Source organism: Citrobacter sp. wls829 (assembly GCF_005280825.1).
Lineage (GTDB): Bacteria > Pseudomonadota > Gammaproteobacteria > Enterobacterales > Enterobacteriaceae > Citrobacter > Citrobacter gillenii.
In genome coordinates this window covers 129,887-149,386 of record NZ_SZWP01000054.1, presented here as the reverse complement: position 1 = coordinate 149,386, position 19,500 = coordinate 129,887, and the positions used below count along the sequence as shown (strand labels likewise).

General features: G+C 57.1%; 16 protein-coding genes. 11 read left to right on the top strand and 5 right to left on the bottom strand.

Going from position 1 to position 19,500, the window contains the following annotated elements:
* The first annotated feature begins 1 nt into the window (after nucleotide 1).
* The 3 genes from FDW88_RS09595 to wzz(fepE) all read left to right on the top strand — a co-directional run bounded on the left by FDW88_RS09595 (nucleotide 2) and on the right by wzz(fepE) (nucleotide 5,454).
* Nucleotides 2–220 carry an MbtH family protein gene (locus tag FDW88_RS09595; RefSeq protein ID WP_096757939.1) on the top strand — a complete coding sequence of 73 codons (219 nt, stop codon included), beginning with the start codon at nucleotides 2–4 and terminating at the stop codon, nucleotides 218–220.
* The gene (gene entF, locus FDW88_RS09590; protein WP_137362448.1) at nucleotides 217–4,107 is read left to right on the top strand and encodes an enterobactin non-ribosomal peptide synthetase EntF; all 3,891 of its coding nucleotides are present in this window, start codon (nucleotides 217–219) and stop codon (nucleotides 4,105–4,107) included. The genes FDW88_RS09595 and entF overlap by 4 nt, the downstream gene beginning before the upstream one ends.
* A gap of 228 nt (nucleotides 4,108–4,335) precedes the next feature.
* Nucleotides 4,336–5,454 carry an LPS O-antigen length regulator Wzz(fepE) gene (wzz(fepE), locus tag FDW88_RS09585; protein WP_137362447.1) on the top strand — a complete coding sequence of 373 codons (1,119 nt, stop codon included), beginning with the start codon at nucleotides 4,336–4,338 and terminating at the stop codon, nucleotides 5,452–5,454.
* A 46-nt stretch (nucleotides 5,455–5,500) separates the two neighbouring features.
* Here the strand turns inward: wzz(fepE) and fepC are convergent, their stop codons facing one another.
* From fepC to fepD, 3 genes are read right to left on the bottom strand one after another with little or no spacing between them, the layout of a single operon-like run.
* Nucleotides 5,501–6,298, bottom strand: coding sequence for an iron-enterobactin ABC transporter ATP-binding protein (gene fepC, locus FDW88_RS09580; protein WP_115259131.1), 798 nt, complete (start codon nucleotides 6,296–6,298; stop codon nucleotides 5,501–5,503).
* Nucleotides 6,295–7,287, bottom strand: coding sequence for an iron-enterobactin ABC transporter permease (gene fepG, locus FDW88_RS09575; RefSeq protein ID WP_170974162.1), 993 nt, complete (start codon nucleotides 7,285–7,287; stop codon nucleotides 6,295–6,297). Before fepG ends, fepC begins: the two co-directional genes overlap by 4 nt.
* Nucleotides 7,284–8,291: a Fe(3+)-siderophore ABC transporter permease gene (gene fepD, locus FDW88_RS09570; protein ID WP_096757936.1), complete on the bottom strand. Its 1,008-nt coding sequence runs from the start codon at nucleotides 8,289–8,291 to the stop codon at nucleotides 7,284–7,286. Before fepD ends, fepG begins: the two co-directional genes overlap by 4 nt.
* 110 nt (nucleotides 8,292–8,401) lie before the next feature.
* On the opposite strand from fepD, the gene entS reads away from it, so the two are divergent.
* Complete coding sequence (entS, locus tag FDW88_RS09565; protein WP_137362446.1) at nucleotides 8,402–9,640, top strand: enterobactin transporter EntS; 1,239 nt, start codon at nucleotides 8,402–8,404, stop codon at nucleotides 9,638–9,640.
* 27 nt (nucleotides 9,641–9,667) lie between these two features.
* Here entS and fepB read toward each other — a convergent pair whose 3' ends face one another.
* Nucleotides 9,668–10,624 carry a Fe2+-enterobactin ABC transporter substrate-binding protein gene (gene fepB, locus FDW88_RS09560; RefSeq protein WP_115259129.1) on the bottom strand — a complete coding sequence of 319 codons (957 nt, stop codon included), beginning with the start codon at nucleotides 10,622–10,624 and terminating at the stop codon, nucleotides 9,668–9,670.
* A gap of 187 nt (nucleotides 10,625–10,811) precedes the next feature.
* Here fepB and entC point away from each other — a divergent pair, with 187 nt between their 5' ends.
* The 7 genes from entC to FDW88_RS09525 all read left to right on the top strand — a co-directional run bounded on the left by entC (nucleotide 10,812) and on the right by FDW88_RS09525 (nucleotide 18,223).
* Nucleotides 10,812–11,987 carry an isochorismate synthase EntC gene (entC, locus tag FDW88_RS09555; protein WP_117342200.1) on the top strand — a complete coding sequence of 392 codons (1,176 nt, stop codon included), beginning with the start codon at nucleotides 10,812–10,814 and terminating at the stop codon, nucleotides 11,985–11,987.
* Between the two features lie 33 nt (nucleotides 11,988–12,020).
* A complete protein-coding gene (gene entE / locus FDW88_RS09550) occupies nucleotides 12,021–13,631 on the top strand; it encodes a (2,3-dihydroxybenzoyl)adenylate synthase EntE (protein ID WP_137362445.1) in 1,611 nt (536 codons plus the stop codon).
* A 12-nt stretch (nucleotides 13,632–13,643) separates the two neighbouring features.
* A complete protein-coding gene (locus FDW88_RS09545; protein ID WP_115259126.1) occupies nucleotides 13,644–14,501 on the top strand; it encodes an isochorismatase in 858 nt (285 codons plus the stop codon).
* A complete protein-coding gene (entA, locus tag FDW88_RS09540) occupies nucleotides 14,501–15,256 on the top strand; it encodes a 2,3-dihydro-2,3-dihydroxybenzoate dehydrogenase EntA (protein ID WP_137362444.1) in 756 nt (251 codons plus the stop codon). The genes FDW88_RS09545 and entA overlap by 1 nt, the downstream gene beginning before the upstream one ends.
* A gap of 2 nt (nucleotides 15,257–15,258) precedes the next feature.
* Complete coding sequence (gene entH / locus FDW88_RS09535; RefSeq protein WP_137362467.1) at nucleotides 15,259–15,672, top strand: proofreading thioesterase EntH; 414 nt, start codon at nucleotides 15,259–15,261, stop codon at nucleotides 15,670–15,672.
* A 184-nt stretch (nucleotides 15,673–15,856) separates the two neighbouring features.
* Entirely contained in the window at nucleotides 15,857–17,962 is a 2,106-nt protein-coding gene (cstA, locus tag FDW88_RS09530) for a pyruvate/proton symporter CstA (RefSeq protein WP_096757929.1), read from the top strand.
* A gap of 63 nt (nucleotides 17,963–18,025) precedes the next feature.
* Nucleotides 18,026–18,223, top strand: coding sequence for a YbdD/YjiX family protein (locus FDW88_RS09525; protein WP_096757928.1), 198 nt, complete (start codon nucleotides 18,026–18,028; stop codon nucleotides 18,221–18,223).
* A 152-nt stretch (nucleotides 18,224–18,375) separates the two neighbouring features.
* Here FDW88_RS09525 and FDW88_RS09520 read toward each other — a convergent pair whose 3' ends face one another.
* The gene (locus FDW88_RS09520; RefSeq protein WP_137362443.1) at nucleotides 18,376–19,464 is read right to left on the bottom strand and encodes an oxidoreductase; all 1,089 of its coding nucleotides are present in this window, start codon (nucleotides 19,462–19,464) and stop codon (nucleotides 18,376–18,378) included.
* Nucleotides 19,465–19,500 lie beyond the last annotated feature (36 nt).

The window sequence follows — 19,500 nt, the reverse complement described above, 5'->3', positions numbered from 1 at the left end:
TATGGAATTCAGTAACCCTTTCGATAACCCGCAGGGGCAGTTTTACATTCTGCAAAATCCCCAACGTCAGTTTAGCCTTTGGCCACAGCAGTGCTCGCTTCCTGCTGGCTGGGCCATCGCATGCGAACCGCAATCCCAGGAAGCCTGCCAGCAATGGCTTGCGGAAAACTGGACCACGCTAACACCTGCAAATTATGCCGATGTACAGGAGGCAGAATGACTCAGCGCTTACCGTTAGTCGCGGCCCAGCCGGGGATCTGGATGGCGGAAAAACTCTCCACGTTGCCTTCAGCATGGAGCGTCGCGCACTACGTGGAATTAACCGGGGAACTGAACGCACCGCTGCTGGCGAAAGCGGTTGTTGTCGGTCTGGGGCATGCTGATACCCTGCGTATGCGGTTTTGCGAAGACAACGGCGAGGTTTGGCAGTGGGTTGATCCAACGTTCACCTTTACGCAACCCGAGATTATCGATGTCCGTGACATGGCCAGTCCGCACGACGCCGCTCGGGCGTTGATGCAGGCTGACTTGCAGCAAGACATTCGTGCCGATGGCGCAAAACCCCTGGTCTGCCATCAACTTATTCAAGTGGCAGATAACCGTTGGTACTGGTATCAGCGCTATCATCATTTGCTGGTGGATGGTTTCAGTTTTCCTGCCATCACCCGCCAGATAGCCGCCATTTACCGCGCATGGCAGCACGGCGAACCGACGCCGGAATCACCTTTTACCCCCTTTGCCGAGGTGGTGGAAGAGTATCAGCAGTATCGCCACAGCGAGGCGTATCAACGTGACGGCGCATTCTGGGCCGGGCAGCGAGAGCAGTTGCCGCCACCGGCTTCGCTGTCGGGCAAACCCCAGTCGGGCCGGGCGACCAGCGCGGATATTATTCGCATGCAGTTGACCGCCCCCGACGGCGTATTCCGCCAGCTTGCCGTGCGCATGCCTGACATTCAGCGTGCGGATTTAGCGCTGGCGCTGGTGGCACTATGGTTGGGGCGTTTATGCAGCCGGATGGATTATGCCGCCGGGTTTATTTTCATGCGCCGCATGGGGTCGGCGGCGCTAACGGCAACCGGGCCGGTGTTGAATGTGCTGCCATTCGGTGTGCATCTTGATGCCGCGGAAAGCCTACCTGAACTGGCGAAACGACTGGCCGGGCAGCTCAAGAAGATGCGTCGTCATCAGCGTTATGATGCGGAGCAAATTGTGCGCGACGGCGGCCGGGCGGCCGGTGAAGAGGCGCTGTTTGGTCCGGTACTAAACGTGAAAATCTTTGACTACCAGCTGGATCTTCCCGGCATCCAGGCGCAAACCCATACGCTGGCGACCGGGCCGGTTAACGATCTGGAACTGGCGCTGTTCCCGGATGAAAACGGCGGTCTGAGCATTGAAATTCTCGCCAATAAACAGCGTTATGATGAGGCGACGCTGGCGCAACATGCGTCGCGTTTAACCGCGCTGATGGGCCAGTTTGCCGAAAACCCGGCGCTGCGCTGCGGCGATGCCGATATGCTATTGCCGTCAGAACAGGAACAGCTGGCACAAATAAACGAGACGGCAATTGATATTCCGTTCACCACACTCAGCGCGCTGGTGGCGGACCAGGCCGCGAAAACACCGGATGCGCCGGCGCTGGCCGACGCTCGTTATCAGTTCAGCTACCGCGAAATGCGTGAGCAGGTTGTTGCACTGGCGCAGGTGCTGCGTGAACGCGGCGTGCGACCAGGCGACAGCGTTGCCGTGGCCTTACCGCGCTCTGTGTTCCTGACGCTGGCATTGCACGGCATTGTGGAGGCGGGGGCTGCCTGGCTACCGCTGGATACCGGCTATCCGGACGATCGTCTGCGGATGATGCTGGAAGACGCACGTCCGTCGCTGTTGGTCACCACCGAAGAACAGCTGTCCCGCTTTCGCGATATTCCTGGGCTGGACAGTCTGTGCTATAACGCGCCGCTGCCAACGGAAAATAGCGTCCCGCTGGCGTTATCGCGTCCAGAGCATACCGCTTACATCATCTTTACCTCGGGTTCGACCGGCAGACCAAAGGGGGTGATGGTGGGGCAAACCGCCATCGTTAACCGCCTGTTGTGGATGCAAAATCACTATCCGCTGACCGCCGATGATGTGTTGGCGCAAAAAACGCCATGCAGTTTTGATGTCTCAGTGTGGGAGTTTTTCTGGCCGTTTATTACGGGCGCAAAGCTGGTGATGGCGGAGCCTGAGGCGCATCGTGACCCGCTGGCGATGCAGCAGTTCTTTGCACAATATGGCGTGACCACCACGCACTTTGTACCGTCGATGCTGGCGGCGTTTGTTGCCTCGCTGACGCCGGAGACGGCGCGGGAAAGCTGCGCTACGCTGAAGCAGGTGTTCTGCAGCGGCGAAGCCCTGCCAGCAGAACTATGCCGCGAGTGGGAACTGCTGACCCACGCACCGTTGCACAATTTGTACGGCCCGACCGAAGCGGCTGTGGATGTCAGCTGGTATCCGGCATGCGGAGATGCGCTTGCCGCCGTGACCGGCAACAGCGTGCCGATTGGCTATCCGGTCTGGAATACGGGCCTGCGGATCCTTGATGCCATGATGCGCCCGGTGCCTGTCGGCGTGGCGGGCGATCTGTACCTGACAGGGATCCAACTGGCGCAGGGGTATCTGGGCCGCCCGGATCTGACGGCAAGTCGTTTTATTGCCGATCCGTTTGCGCCCGGTGAACGCATGTACCGTACCGGGGACGTGGCGCGCTGGCTGGATAATGGTGCGGTGGAATACCTCGGGCGCAGCGATGACCAGCTAAAAATTCGCGGGCAGCGCATTGAACTGGGTGAGATTGATCGGGTAATGCAGACGCTACCGGATGTCGAGCATGCCGTGGCCCATGCCTGCGTATTCAATCAGGCGGTAGCTACCGGCGGCGATGCGCGCCAGCTGGTCGGGTATCTGGTGTCGCATTCGGGGTTACCGCTGGATATTCCCGCACTACAGGCGAGACTGCGTGAAACGCTGCCTGCGCATATGGTGCCGTCCGTGTTATTGCAGCTGGCGGAGTTACCGCTCAGCGCCAACGGTAAGCTGGATCGTAAAGCCTTACCGATGCCGCAGTTGACGCCGCGCACGGCAGGACGCGCGCCATACCCGGGCACGGAGACCACCATTGCCGAGGCCTTTTCCGCGCTGCTGGGCTGTGAAGTTAATGATGTAGCAGCAGACTTTTTCGCGCTCGGCGGTCATTCGTTACTGGCGATGAAGCTGGCGGCGCAGTTGAGTCGCATATTTGAACGTCAGGTGACGCCAGGGCAGGTGATGGTTGCTTCCACCGTTGAACAACTCAGTACGCTGTTGGACAGCAACGATGACGCACAGTCACAGCAACTGGGGTTTGAAGCGCTGCTACCGCTGCGCACCAGCCACGGCCCAACGCTGTTCTGTTTCCATCCAGCGTCCGGCTTTGCCTGGCAGTTTAGCGTGTTATCGCGCTATTTGAACCCTGAGTGGTCAATTACTGGCATTCAGTCGCCACGGCCTAGTGGGCCGATGCAGACGGCAGCAAATCTCGATGAGGTCTGTGAATACCATCTTAAAACGTTGCTGGAGCAGCAGCCTCACGGCCCCTACTATTTACTGGGGTATTCGCTGGGCGGCACGCTGGCGCAGGGTATTGCGGCACGCTTGCAGGCCAGGGGAGAGAAGGTTGCATTCCTGGGGTTGCTGGATACCTGGCCGCCGGAAACGCAAAACTGGCAGGAAAAAGAGGCCAATGGGTTGGATCCTGCCGTATTGGCGGAAATCGAACGCGAACGCGAGGCGTTTCTGGCGGCCCAGCAGGGCAATGCGTCCGACACGCTGTTTAGCACCATTGAAGGTAACTATGCTGATGCGGTGCGTCTGTTAACCACCGCGCACAGCGTGGCTTTTGACGGTCATGCTACGCTGTTTGTCGCTGAACGCACCTTACCATCGGGCGTCAGCCCTGAACATAGCTGGTCGCCGTGGATAGCCAGTCTGGATATCTACCGTCAGGACTGCGCGCACGTTGATATTATTTCGCCGTCGGCGTTTGAGAAGATTGGGCCGATCATAAACAGGTTGATCGCTCCGCCTGCGTAGCCGGGAATACTCACTATTGGCTTATTTGAATAACCCCATAATGTAAATTAAATGTTATGGGGTTGTTTTGTTTATGCTGGTGGGTGGAGACCATAAAACTCAATAAATTCTGAATATAATATCTGGCAGGTTATTAGGCGCAAAGAGTGTTTCGGATAATTCTTATTAGCTGGTAGACTTTGTCTACGGGAAGACGTTTCTTTTGGCCAGAAATTCAGGTTACACAACATGCCATCAATAAAAATAAAGAAAGATAATGATTCAGAATTAGCTGCTTATCCGCAGACGACGGTAAGCGGTAATGAAATTGATTTATTCAACCTGCTCGAGATTTTGTGGCGCGCCAGGACCAAGATTATTGCTACCGTCTTCGCGTTTGCCTGTGTGGGAATTTTGGTGTCTTTTCTGCTTCCGCAAAAATGGACCAGTGAGGCAATTGTTACCCCAGCGGAGGGACTTGAGAATGCGTTGACCAAGTTGCGTGTGCTGGACATGGATATTAGCGTTAACCGTGGTGATGTATTTAACCTGTTTATCAAGAAATTTCAGTCGCCATCGCTGCTGGAAGAGTACCTGCGCTCTTCACCTTATGTGATGGATCAGCTGAAAGGCGCTGATATAGACGAAATGAATTTGCATCGGGCGATAGCACGCCTCAGTGAAAAAATGAAAGCGGTTGATGCAAATCAGGGTAAGAAGAATGAAACCTCGCTGTATACCGCGTGGACGCTAAGCTTTACCGCACCGCTGGCTGAAGAAGCCCAGGCCGTGCTGGCAGGGTATATCCAGTTTATTTCTGACCGTGTTGTGACAGAAACGCTGGAGAATATTCGCAATAAATTGGCCATCAAAACCAGCTTTGAGAAAGAACGACTGGCGATGGATCGAATCAGGCTGAAGAATCAATTGGATGCAAACATTCAGAGATTGAATTATTCGCTCGAGATTGCGAATGCGGCTGGCATCAAAAAACCGGTTTACAGTAATGGACAAGCCGTGAAGGACGATCCTGATTTCTCTATTTCGCTGGGTGCGGATGGCATTGCGCGTAAATTAGAAATCGAAAAATCAGTAACCGATGTAGCAGAGATCAACGGTGAATTGCGTAACCGCCAGTATCACGTTGAACAGCTCTTGGCGATGAATGTCAGTGACGTCAAATTCTCACCGTTTAAATATCAACTTGCCTCGTCTCTGCCAGTGAAAAAAGACGGCCCCGCGAAATCCATGATCGTTATTCTGGCGGCGCTGTTGGGGGGAATGGCGGCGTGCGGTGGGACGCTGCTGAATTATGCCATGCTATCGCGTAAACGTGATATTGCGATCCTTGGGCAGCAACTGGTGTGATTTATTATTGTATGGCGACGAACACGTCGCCATACAATAAATAACGTTATTTCTGACGCCCGAGAGGCACCACCAGCGGCGTTCCGGCCACCGGATCGTCAATAATCATGCAGCGCAGTCCGTAGATCTTTTCGATAAGCTGCGGCGTAACAATTTCCTTCGGCGCACCCTCGGCAATAATCTTCCCTTCACGAAGCGCGATTAAATGCGTGGCATAGCGGCAGGCCTGGTTGAGATCGTGCAGCACGGCGGCCAGCGTATAGCCCTTCTCGCGGTTTAACTCGCTGAGCAGTTCCAGCAGATCTATTTGATGACTGATATCCAGCCAGGTGGTCGGCTCGTCGAGCAGCATGATTGACGTTTCCTGCGCCAGCACCATGGCGATCCACGCTCGCTGGCGCTGTCCGCCGGAAAGCGTATCTACGCTTTGTGCTGCCAGGTGGGTGATCCCGGTAGCTTTCATGGCGTTCATCACCGCGTCTTCATCTTCTTTACGCCAGCGGGTGAACAGCGGCTGATGCGGATAACGGCCTCTGGCAACAAGCTCCTGAACGGTAATATCGCCCGGCGTAGTGGCGTTTTGCGCCAGCAGGCCAATGCGGCGCGCCACCTCTTTACTGGCGTAATGTTGAATATGTTCACCATCCAACCACACCTTGCCGTGCGCCGGCGTCATCAGACGGCTCAATGTGCGCAGCAGCGTTGATTTCCCGCAGCCGTTGGGGCCAATAATGGCGGTGAAGTGGCCGTCGGGGATCGATACGTCGAGGTTTTCTGCCACGGTAAACTTGCCATACCCTAGCGTTAACTGGTCGCCACGCAAACGGGCTACTGATTCGGTCATTTTTTGCGGGACTCCTGAATTAACAAGACGATAAGATAAATACCGCCGAGGCTTACGGTGACAACGCCGACCGGAAGCTGATAAGGCAAAAATAGCTGCTGGGCGCATAAATCGGCCGTAAGCAGTAACAGTGCGCCGCACAGCGCTGACTGGGTTAATCCCCAGCGAGCAGTGCCGCTAAGGCGACGGGCAATATGCGGTGCGACAAGGGCAATAAACGAGATAGGCCCCGCCAGCGCAGTGGCGGCGGCGGTCAGTACTACCGCCACCAGCATCATCATTAAACGCGATCGTTCGACGCTGACGCCCAGCGCACAGGCGCTGTCATCACCCATTTCCAGCAAGCGCAGGCGGCGCACCAGCAGCGTGGCGCACACCAGCATCAGAATAATCAGCGGCGCGGATGGCCAGGTTTTCGCCCAAGTCAGACCATTGAGCGATCCGGCGTTCCACAGTCCGGCCGTCAGCGCGGTTTCTAAGGAGGCTTTCAGTAGCAGCCAGGTGTTAAACGCCACCAGCATGGCGCGAATGCCGATGCCGATGATAATCAGGCGGAACGTTTCTATACCGTTGCGCCAGGCCAGCGCCCAGACGACCAGCGAGGTCAGGACCCCGCCGAGCATGGCCGCCAGCGCAATGGCGGTAAGATGCTGGCCAAATAGCACCATCGCCACCAGCACGCCGCTCCAGGCGCCGGTATTGAAGCCCATCACGTCCGGGCTGCCCAGCGGGTTACGCATCAGTGACTGGAATATTGCGCCACTGACGCCCAGCGCTGCGCCAATCAGTAGTGCCATCAGCACGCGCGGTAAACGCCATTCCGTCACCACCAGCGTAATGTTGCGCGGTGCATCCCCCAGCAGGGCGGCAATGATCTGCTGCGTTTCCAGCGTCACAACACCGCTACGCAGGCTCCATAATCCGACGGCGATACAGCCCACAACCAGCAGCAGGCAACTGATCATCAGTCGACGAGAAAGGTGCATCATGCGCCACCTCCACGCTGCTTACGGCGTACCAGAAAAATAAGCACCGGCGCGCCGATAAACGCGCTGACCACCGATACGCGTAGCTCACCGGGCACAATCAGGCGACCGATAATATCGGCAATTAACAGCAGGGAAGGCGTTGCCAGTAAGGTGACGGGCAGCGACCAGCGGTGATCGGCTCCCACCAGCCAGCGCGCCATATGCGGCATCATCAGGCCGATAAAGGCGATAGGGCCGACAATCGCGGTCGCGCTTCCGCACAGGACGGTGATTACCAGCAGACCGATAAACTGCGTACGGGCGACTTTACTGCCTAGCGCGGTGGCGGTATCCGTGCCCAGGCTCAGACTGTTCAGACCACGGCTGAGGAACAGGGCTACGGCTCCGGCGATCAGTACTGGGATCAGGACCACTTTCAGGGTTTGCAGACTGCGAATGTCCAGCGAACCGGCCTGCCAGAAACGGAGTTGATCGTAGACGTCAGGGTTGAGCAGGGCGATGCCGCTGGATAATCCCTCCAGCACTGCCCCCAGCGCTACGCCAGCCAGCGTCAGGCGAACCGGGCTGAGCTGTCCACCCCCCTGGCTGCCGGTAAAGGCGACAATCAGCGACGCGGCTAGCGCCCCGGAAAAGGCCATCAGCAGTTGCTCTTGCGGGGAGGAGAAACCGAACAGCGAGGCCCCCAGCACAATGGCGAAGCTGGCACCAGAATTGACGCCAAGAATACCGGGGTCGGCCAGCGGATTCCGGGTCAGCGTTTGCATCAAGGCACCCGCCAGTCCCAGCGCGCCGCCTGCGAGCAATCCTGCCAGCGTGCGCGGGAGTCGAGCGTCTAGCACAATGGTGCAATCAGCGCTATGACAACTGCCGGTGAGCGCATCCAGCACCACGGAGGCAGGGAGCGACCTGGCGCCAATAACCAGACTTAATACCGTGGTGACAACAAGTAATAACAACAGTCCGGGCACGGCAAAGGCGCGTGTCGCGGAAACAGAGCATGACATATCAACTATCCTTGATAATGATAGTAATTATCGTTATCGATCTTATTTAGGTATGTTAGCATGTGCAGCCATTGAATGGATATTGAAAAAGTACCTGGTAAGGCTCTGTAATGAATCGACAATCCTGGCTGCTCAATCTCAGCCTGCTAAAGACCCACCCTGCATTTCGCGCCGTTTTCCTTGCCCGTTTTATTTCCATCGTCTCTCTGGGACTACTCGGCGTGGCGGTGCCGGTACAGATCCAGATGATGACCCAGTCGACCTGGCAGGTTGGTTTGTCGGTAACGCTCACCGGCAGCGCGATGTTTATTGGCCTGATGATCGGCGGCGTGCTGGCCGACCGCTATGAGCGTAAAAAAGTGATCCTGCTGGCGCGTGGTACCTGCGGCATTGGTTTTATTGGTCTGTGTCTGAACGCGCTGCTCCCGGAACCGTCGCTGCTGGCAATTTATATCCTCGGTTTATGGGACGGCTTTTTTGCTTCATTGGGCGTTACGGCGCTGCTGGCGGCAACGCCGGCGCTGGTTGGGCGTGAAAACCTGATGCAGGCGGGGGCCATCACCATGCTGACGGTGCGCCTGGGATCGGTGATATCGCCGATGGTAGGTGGGGTACTGCTCGCCACCGGCGGCGTGGCCTGGAACTATGGTCTGGCGGCGGCAGGCACTTTTATTACCTTACTGCCGTTGTTGAGCCTTCCTGCATTACCGCCGCCGCCCCAGCCACGTGAACACCCATTGAAATCCCTGCTGGCAGCATTTCGTTTCCTGCTTGCCAGTCCGCTGATTGGCGGCATTGCGCTGTTGGGCGGCCTGCTGACCATGGCCAGCGCTGTGCGCGTACTTTACCCGGCGCTGGCGATGAGCTGGCAGATGTCGAGCGCCCAGATTGGTCTGCTGTATGCGGCGATCCCGCTGGGTGCCGCCATCGGCGCATTGACCAGTGGGCAACTGGCGCACAGCGTGCGCCCTGGTTTGATTATGCTGACGTCGACCGTGGCGTCCTTCCTCGCAATTGGTCTGTTTGGACTGATGCCGGTCTGGCAATTGGGCGTGGTCTGCCTGGCGCTGTTTGGCTGGCTGAGCGCGGTGAGTTCTCTGTTGCAGTACACCCTGTTACAGACGCAGACGCCGGAAGCGATGCTCGGGCGTATTAACGGTTTGTGGACCGCACAGAACGTCACCGGTGATGCCATCGGCGCAGCGCTGTTAGGCGGTTTGGGTGCGATGATGACGCCGGTCGTGTCGGCAAGCGTCAGTGGATTCGGCCTGGCTATCGTTGGTCTGTTGCTGCTGTTGCTGTTGAGTGAGGTCCGTCGTTTTCGGCAGATGCCGGTGAATGCCGGATAAGGCGTAAACCTCATCCGGCACTAAAGATTAAAACAGTGCGGAGAGGCGTTGCAGCAGCAGCGTGGCGCTGTAGTAATCCAGACGGAAGGTTTCAGTGCCCAGTGCGTAGACGCGTTTATTCTGCACGGCAGGCAGGTGTGCCAACAGCGGGTTAGCGTAAATGGCGTCGGCATCTTTGCTGTCGCCCGCAAACAGGAACAGCGCCTCGCCGTTCAGTCCGGTTGCCAGATTCTCACCGCCAAGCTGCACAATGTCGTGACGTTTGCCCTGACTCTGGCTGGTATGCAGTCCGGCAGGCAGCGGTGCCAGCGTGAAACCGAGCTGCTCCATCAGCTGGCCCTGCGCAGACTCTGGCGTCCACAGGTTGGCGCTGTGCGCGGCGGCGGTGTACACCAGCGCGCTGACCGGCTGTGGCGGCAGGGTAATGCGCTGCTTAACCGCCTGCAACTGCTTATCAAACTCGGCAATGCGTGCCGCCGCCTGTTGTTCATGCCCGGTGATCTCACCTAACTGCGTCAGCAGCGACTGCCAGCTTTTGTCGTCGTAATTAATAATAAGCGTGGGGGCAATGGTGGACAGCTGATCGTACAGGGCGAGGGCAGAATCACCGCCGGTGGCGCTGATCAGAATCAGGTCCGGCATTTGTGCGGCAACGGCCTCGGCGCTCGGTTCGCCAATATACAGACGGCTCAGCTTGCGGGCTTTTGCCACCTCGCTCCACTGGCGTAAAAAACCCTGTGCATCGCCGATGCGGTTATTCGGCGTGGTGGCCCCGCTGGCGATAATTGGCGCATCAATGGCCAGCAGCGACCCGGTCAGCGTCACGCTGGTGGAGACAATGCGCTGTGGCTTCTGTTCCAGCGTATGAATCCCACGGCTGTCGGTGACCTGACGCGGCCAGTCAGCAGCATGGCTTAAAGAAATTCCTGAAAGAGACAGCCCAACCAATAAGAGCGCCGTTCGGTAAAACGCGGGGAGTCGCACGAATAAGTTTCCTGTTATCAATGTAGTTAATGCTTCTCATTTTCATTGTTAGCGGACAGGGATGCAAGCCTAAGTCGCACATTGTGTGACGGCAAGAGTTGACATACCGGCGCTTTGCTTTTAGGTTAGCGACCGAAAATATAAATGATAATCATTATTAAAACCTTTATCATTTTTGGAGGATGATATGGATACGTCACTGGCCGAGGAAATACCGCAGACTATGGCAACACTCGCTCCCGACAGTTTTTTCTTTATGTCGCCGTACCGTAGCTTTACGACGTCAGGATGCTTTGCCCGCTATGCGGAACCGGCAGTTGATGGGGATTCACCGGACAGCCCGTTCCAGCAAAAAATGCACGCCCTGTTTGCCGATGCCAAATCGCAGGGTATCGCTAATCCCATCATGGTTGGGGCCATCCCTTTTGATACCCGCCAGCCATCGTCGCTGTTTATCCCCCGGTCCTGGCAGAGCTTCTCCCGCACGGCGAAGCAACAATCGTCGCGCTACTTTACCGCGCATCAGTCGCTGAGCGTCGTGGAACGTAAAGCGATTCCTGAACAGGACGTATTTGAACACATGGTCGCCCAGGCAGCGGCCCGGACCGCCACCCCGGAAGTGGACAAAGTGGTGTTGTCGCGGCTGATCGATATCACCGCCGACGCCAACATTGACAGCGGTGCGCTGCTGGAGCGTCTGGTGGCGCAAAATCCGGCAAGTTATAACTTCCATGTGCCGATCGAAGATGGCGGCGTATTGATCGGCGCCAGTCCGGAGTTGCTGTTACGTAAAGACGGTGACCATTTCAGTTCATTGCCACTGGCGGGTTCGGCGCGGCGTCAGCCGGATGACGTGTTGGACAGAGAAGCCGGGATCCGCCTGCTGGCCTCCGAGAAAGACCGCCATGAACACGATCTCGTGACGCAGGCTATGAAAACGGTACTGCGCGATCGCAGTCGTGAACTGCAACTGCCGTCTTCTCCTCAACTGGTCACCACGCCCACGCTCTGGCATCTCGGTACGCCATTTGAAGGTCAAGCTAATCCCGAGGAAAATGCCCTGACGCTGGCCTGCCTGCTGCACCCGACGCCAGCGCTGAGCGGTTTTCCACATCACGTTGCGCAGAAACTGATTGCCGAGCTGGAGCCGTTCGAGCGCGAACTGTTTGGCGGCATTGTCGGCTGGTGTGATGCGCAGGGCAACGGCGAGTGGGTGGTGACGATCCGCTGCGCGAAGCTGTTGCGTAATCAGGTGCGTTTCTTCGCCGGTGCCGGCATTGTGCCTGCCTCTTCCCCGGTTGCCGAATGGCGTGAAACGGGCGCCAAGCTTTCGACCATGTTGAATGTTTTTGGACTGCATTAAGAGCCTTATTGACCAGGCCTCTAAGGAGCGATAATGAGTATTCCTTTCACCCGTTGGCCGGAAGAATTTGCCCGCCGTTACCGTGAAAAAGGCTACTGGCAGGATCTGCCGCTGACCGACATTCTGACCCGTCATGCCGACAGTGACCATACGGCGGTGATTGATGGATCGCGGCATCTGAGCTACCGCCAGCTTAACCAGGCGGCGGACAATCTTGCCAGCAGCCTGCGTCGTCAGGGCATTAAACCCGGTGAAACCGCGCTGGTGCAGTTGGGCAATGTGGCGGAGCTGTATATCACCTTCTTTGCGCTGCTGAAGCTGGGTGTGGCTCCCGTTTTTGGGTTGTACAGCCATCAACGCACTGAGCTCAACGCCTACGCGACGCAAATCAAACCGGTGCTGCTGATTGCTGACCGCGCACATGCGCTGTTTGCTGCGGATGATTTCCTAAACGCATTTGTGAGTGATCACAGCTCGCTACGCGTGGTGCTGCTGCTCAATGACGAGGGTGAACACAACCTGCAAAATGCGATAAGCCAGCCTGCTCACAATTTTACCGCCACGCCATCGCCTGCCGATGAAGTGGCGTATTTCCAACTTTCCGGTGGCACCACCGGGACGCCGAAGCTGATCCCGCGTACCCATAACGATTATTACTACAGCGTACGGCGCAGCAACGAAATTTGCCATTTTACCGAAGAAACGCGCTATCTGTGTGCGATCCCGGCCGCGCATAACTACGCCATGAGCTCACCGGGCGCGCTGGGCGTGTTCCTCGCCGGTGGAACCGTGGTGCTGGCGACGGACCCGAGCGCCACGCTGTGCTTCCCGCTGATTGAGAAGCATCAGGTTAACGTCACGGCGCTGGTTCCCCCGGCGGTAAGCCTGTGGCTGCAGGCGATTGCAGAATGGGGCAGTCATGCGCAACTGGCATCGCTGAAACTGTTGCAGGTCGGTGGGGCGAGGCTTTCTGCTTCGCTTGCCGCCCGTATTCCGGCAGAGATCGGCTGTCAGTTACAGCAGGTCTTCGGCATGGCGGAAGGGCTGGTGAACTACACCCGTCTGGACGACAGTCCTGAGCGAATCATCAATACCCAGGGACGCCCGATGTGCCCGGATGACGAGGTTTGGGTGGCCGATGCCGACGGTAATCCTTTGCCGCAGGGTGAGACCGGACGCCTGATGACGCGCGGGCCGTATACCTTCCGCGGCTATTTCAACAGTCCTGAACACAACGCCAGCGCCTTTGATGCCAACGGGTTCTACTGCTCAGGTGACCTGATCGCCATCGATCATGATGGTTACATCACCGTACAAGGGCGCGAGAAGGATCAGATCAACCGGGGCGGGGAGAAGATCGCCGCCGAAGAGATAGAAAACCTGTTACTGCGCCACCCGGCGGTGGTTCATGCGGCGCTGGTCAGCGTGGATGATGAGCTGATGGGCGAGAAAAGCTGTGCCTGTCTGGTGGTGAAAGAACCGCTGCGCGCAGTTCAGGTGCGTCGTTTCCTGCGTGAGCAGGGCGTGGCGGAGTTCAAATTACCGGACCGCGTCGAGTGCGTGGCGTCGCTGCCGCTGACCCCGGTCGGGAAAGTGGATAAAAAACAATTACGTCAGTGGCTGGCATCACGTTCACTGGCCTGAAGGAGAAAAGAGATGGCAATTCCTAAACTGCAGGCTTATGCGCTGCCCACCGCGCTTGATGTTCCCGCCAATAAAGTTGACTGGGCGTTTGAACCCGAGCGTGCTGCGCTGCTGATCCACGACATGCAGGACTATTTTATCGGTTTTTGGGGCGATAACTGCCCGATGATGGAGCAGGTAGTGGCCAATATCGCCGCGCTGCGCCAGTACTGCAAAGCGCATAACATTCCGGTCTATTACACTGCCCAGCCGAAAGATCAAAGCGATGAAGACCGTGCCCTGTTGAACGATATGTGGGGACCGGGGCTGACGCGCTCGCCGGAACAGCAGAAGATTGTCGACGCGCTGGCCCCGGACGAAGCGGATACAATCCTGGTGAAATGGCGCTACAGCGCGTTTCATCGCTCCCCGCTGGAACAGATGCTGAAAGAAACCGGGCGTAATCAGCTGATTATTACCGGCGTCTACGCGCATATTGGCTGTATGACCACCGCAACCGACGCGTTCATGCGCGACATTAAGCCGTTTATGGTGGCCGATGCGTTGGCTGACTTTAGCCGCGATGAACACCTGATGTCGCTGAAATATGTTGCAGGACGCTCTGGGCGGGTGGTGATGACGCAGGAACTCTTGCCAACGCCGGTGCCTGCCAGTAAAGAGGCGCTACGCAGCGTTATTCTGCCGTTGCTGGATGAATCCGATGAGCCGCTGGATGACGAAAATCTGATCGACTACGGTCTGGATTCGGTACGTATGATGGCGCTGGCCGCCCGCTGGCGTAAAGTGCATGGCGATATCGACTTCGTGATGCTGGCGAAAAATCCGACCATTGACGCCTGGTGGAAACTGCTTTCCCGCGAGGTGAAGTAATGGTTGGGTTTGATTTCACAGGCAAAACCGTCTGGGTTACCGGCGCAGGAAAAGGCATTGGTTACACCACGGCGCTGGCGTTTGTTGACGCGGGTGCGCGGGTGACTGGCTTCGATCTGGCGTTTGACGGTGAAGCTTATCCGTTTGCCACCGAGGTAATGAATGTGGCGGATGCACCGCAGGTGGCGCAGGTGTGCGAGCGCTTGCTGGCGAACACCGAGCGGCTGGATGTGCTGGTCAACGCCGCCGGGATTTTACGTATGGGGCCAACCGACGCGCTGAGCGTTGAGGACTGGCAGCAGACCTTCGCCGTCAATGTGGGCGGCGCGTTCAATCTGTTTCAGCACACCATGGCGCAGTTTCGCCGCCAGCAGGGCGGGGCGATAGTCACCGTTGCATCGGATGCGGCACATACGCCACGCATCGGTATGAGCGCTTACGGCGCGTCAAAAGCCGCGCTGAAAAGCCTGGCATTGACCGTCGGTCTGGAACTGGCTACGAGTGGCGTGCGCTGTAATGTGGTTTCGCCGGGGTCGACCGACACCGATATGCAACGTACGCTGTGGGTTAGTGACGACGCCGAACAGCAGCGTATTCGCGGGTTTGGCGAGCAGTTTAAGCTCGGCATTCCGTTGGGTAAGATTGCTCGTCCGCAGGAAATCGCCAACACTGTCTTATTCCTCGCCTCCGACCTGGCCAGCCATATCACCTTGCAGGATATCGTGGTGGACGGCGGCTCGACGCTGGGAGCGTAATGATGATCTGGAAACGACACCTCACGCTCGATGAACTCAATGCCACCAGCCAGAACACGTTGGTGGCGCATTTAGGCGTGGTCTATACCCGGCTGGGCGATGACGTGTTGGAAGCTGAAATGCCGGTGGACCATCGTACCCATCAGCCGTTTGGTCTGCTGCACGGTGGCGCGTCGGCGGCACTGGCGGAAACGCTGGGATCGATGGCGGGCTACATGATGACCCGCGATGGACAATGTGTGGTCGGTACGGAACTCAATGCTACCCACCATCGTGCGGTATCGCAGGGAAAAGTGCGCGGCGTTTGTCAGCCGCTGCATCTCGGGCGGCAGAACCAAAGCTGGGAGATCGTGATTTTTGATGGGCAAGGACGGCGCTGCTGTACCTGTCGCTTAGGCACGGCGGTGATGGGGTGACATTGCCGACATCGTAAAATGAAATTGCAGGCTTAACAGGTAAATGAAGTGATCTAGTTAACAATGCAATGTAAATAGTCAGTAGAGTCTCGGGTTTATGTAGTTGTCAGGTTGTTAAATTCAGGAAAGGTGTTATAGAAACAAAATGTAACATCTTTCTGGATCACGCAAACGGACAACAACCATGAATAAATCAGGGAAATACCTTCTCTGGACATTGCTCTCCGTTATCGGAGCATTTGCCCTGGGATATATTGCGTTAAACCGTGGTGAACAGATCAACGCGCTGTGGATTGTGGTGGCGTCGGTCTGTGTCTATCTTATTGCCTACCGTTTTTATGGCCTGTACATCGCGAAAAATGTGCTGGCACTGGACCCGACGCGTATGACGCCAGCCGTGCGGCATAACGACGGTCTGGATTACGTTCCTACCGATAAAAAAGTATTGTTTGGTCACCACTTTGCGGCGATTGCCGGAGCGGGTCCGTTAGTCGGACCGGTGCTGGCAGCGCAAATGGGCTACCTGCCGGGCATGATCTGGCTACTGGCCGGGGTGGTACTGGCGGGCGCGGTGCAGGACTTTATGGTGCTGTTTGTCTCCACCCGTCGCGATGGCCGTTCCCTGGGCGAACTGGTGAAAGAAGAGATGGGCCCAACGGCGGGTGTGATTGCGCTGGTGGCCTGTTTTATGATCATGGTGATTATCCTCGCTGTGTTGGCGATGATCGTCGTGAAAGCGCTGACCCACAGCCCGTGGGGAACCTACACCGTAGCGTTTACCATCCCGCTGGCGATCTTTATGGGCATTTACCTGCGCTATCTGCGTCCGGGTCGCATTGGTGAGGTGTCGATTATCGGCCTGGTATTCCTGGTGTTTGCCATTATTTCCGGCGGCTGGGTGGCTGAAAGCCCAACCTGGGCACCGTACTTTGACTTTACCGGTGTACAGCTGACCTGGATGCTGGTGGGTTACGGCTTCGTGGCCGCCGTGCTGCCGGTGTGGCTGCTGCTGGCACCGCGTGACTACCTGTCTACCTTCCTGAAGATTGGTACTATTGTCGGTCTGGCGGTGGGCATTCTGATCATGCGTCCAACGCTGACCATGCCTGCGCTGACCAAATTCGTTGACGGTACCGGTCCGGTGTGGACGGGCAACCTGTTCCCATTCCTGTTTATTACCATTGCCTGCGGGGCGGTTTCTGGCTTCCATGCGCTGATTGCGTCCGGCACCACGCCGAAGATGCTGGCAAATGAAGGGCAGGCTTGTTTTATCGGCTACGGCGGGATGCTGATGGAGTCCTTTGTCGCCATCATGGCGCTGGTCTCTGCGTGTATCATCGATCCGGGCGTGTACTTTGCGATGAACAGCCCGATGGCGGTGCTGGCACCTGCAGGCACGGTGGATGTGGTCGCTTCTGCGGCGCAGGTGGTCAGTAGCTGGGGCTTTGCCATTACCCCGGATACCCTGCATCAAATCGCTAACGAAGTGGGCGAGCAATCCATTATTTCTCGTGCGGGCGGTGCGCCTACTCTGGCGGTAGGGATGGCGTACATTCTGCACGGTGCGCTGGGTGGCATGATGGATGTGTCGTTCTGGTATCACTTCGCTATTCTGTTCGAAGCCCTGTTTATTCTGACCGCGGTCGATGCCGGTACGCGTGCTGCACGCTTTATGCTGCAGGACCTGTTGGGCGTGGTGTCACCAGGCCTGAAGCGTACTGATTCACTGCCTGCGAACCTGTTGGCAACGGCGCTGTGCGTGCTGGCCTGGGGTTACTTCCTGCACCAGGGCGTGGTGGATCCATTAGGCGGTATCAACACCCTGTGGCCGCTGTTTGGTATCGCCAACCAGATGCTGGCTGGCATGGCGCTGATGCTGTGTGCGGTGGTACTGTTCAAGATGAAACGTCAGCGCTACGCATGGGTGGCGTTGGTGCCAACCGCCTGGCTGCTGATTTGTACTCTGACCGCCGGCTGGCAGAAAGCGTTTAGTCCGGATACCAAAATTGGCTTCCTGGCGATCGCCAACAAGTTCCAGGCGATGATCGATAGCGGTAACATTCCGGCGCAATACACCCAGTCGCAGCTTTCACAATTGGTGTTTAACAACCGTCTGGATGCTGGACTGACCATCTTCTTCATGGTGGTGGTGGTGGTTCTGGGTCTGTTCGCCATTAAAACGGCGAGGGCCGCGCTGAAAGAGGACAAACCGACGTCAAAAGAAACGCCGTACGAACCGATGCCAGAGAATGTCGAAGAAATCGTGGCGCAGGCGAAAGGCGCGCACTAATATTCTCATAACCCACAAGCCCTCTCCGCAGCGGGGAGGGCGTTTGCATGACAGGGAATGACTATGTTTGAAACACTCGCAAAAGCCGGGAAATATTTAGGTCAAACCGCCCGCCTGATGATTGGTGTGCCGGATTATGACAACTATGTTGAGCATATGCGCGTCACGCATCCGGAGCAGGCGCCGATGACCTACGAAGAATTCTTCCGTGAGCGTCAGGATGCGCGCTATGGGGGCAAAGGTGGGGCGAAGTGCTGCTAACGCTCTTCATAATTCAAGCTGCAGCTGTGTTGGCTTTCCTCGCTCACCCCGGTCACTTACTTATGTAAGCTCTCGGGGATTCGCTGCGTTGCCGCCTGCCTGCAACTCGAATTATTTTGAGCATTCCACGTTATTTGTAATCTGCAACATAATCACACCGTAAACGACTCCACCTTCTCAAACGCCGCGAGCAGGGTTTCTGGCGTTAACGTGACCGGCAGTGCGTGAATGGATTCCACCGGGCGCAGTGTATGCGCAATCACCTTATCGATCTCAGCACGGTTATTTATATCCACGTCTAACTGGGCCAACCGGGTGGGTAAATTGAAACGCTGGTAGGCTGAAGTGAGTTGAGCCAGTACATCGTCTTGCCCCAGCAGCGCACTCTGTACCAGGATGCCGTAGGCCACTTTGGTACCGTGTAAAAACGCCTCCGTCTGCGGGAGCACCGTCAGACCGTTATGCACCGAATGTGCCGCCGCTACGCGGGTGTAACGCTCGCCCAGACCGCCCACCATGCCGCCGCCGGCAATGATTGCATCCACCACATCGCAAAACGCCTGACTGAGTTTCCCCTGCTTTTTATCAGCCAGCGCCTGCTCGCTGTATTGCAGCAGCACGTCGCGAATAGCCAGCGCGCCGTTAATCCCCAGGCGCACGGTCAGCGGCAACGTTTCGGGCTGCGGTGCCAGCACGACTGCTTCGTACCACTTCGCCAGCGTGTCGCCGATGCCCGCCAGTAAGTATTCCTCTGGTGCATTGAGGATTATCTGCGGCTCCACCAGCACCAGAAAGTTGGCGTCATCGAAAATGTCGAAGTGCAGCGCCTGACCGGCATCGTTGTACCACACGGAGAGCGGCGTCCAGGCCGCACAGGTCGCGGCAATGGTTGGGATCGCCACGAAAGGCAAACCGAGACGACGGGCCAGCGCTTTGGCGGTGTCGAGTAATGTGCCGCCGCCCACGCCAATCACCACGCTGCGGTGATCACCGGCATCTTCTGCCAGTTGCTGAACGTCTGTTTCGCTGCAATGGCCGGTAAACAGCAGGTGCTTTGCCCCGTCACAATTAAATGCGCCAGGCAGATAGGGACGGGCAGCGGCGATAGCTCGCTCGCCATACACCCAGACGGCACGCGACAGTATGTCGGCGGTGAAGAAATCATGCAGTCTGGACAGGCTGCCGGTATGGGAAAAGTAATTGGCCGGGCCGACGACGACGCGAATTTCGCTCTGACTCATGTTGTGTTGTCCTTTTGGCTGTCCTGTCCACGCAGG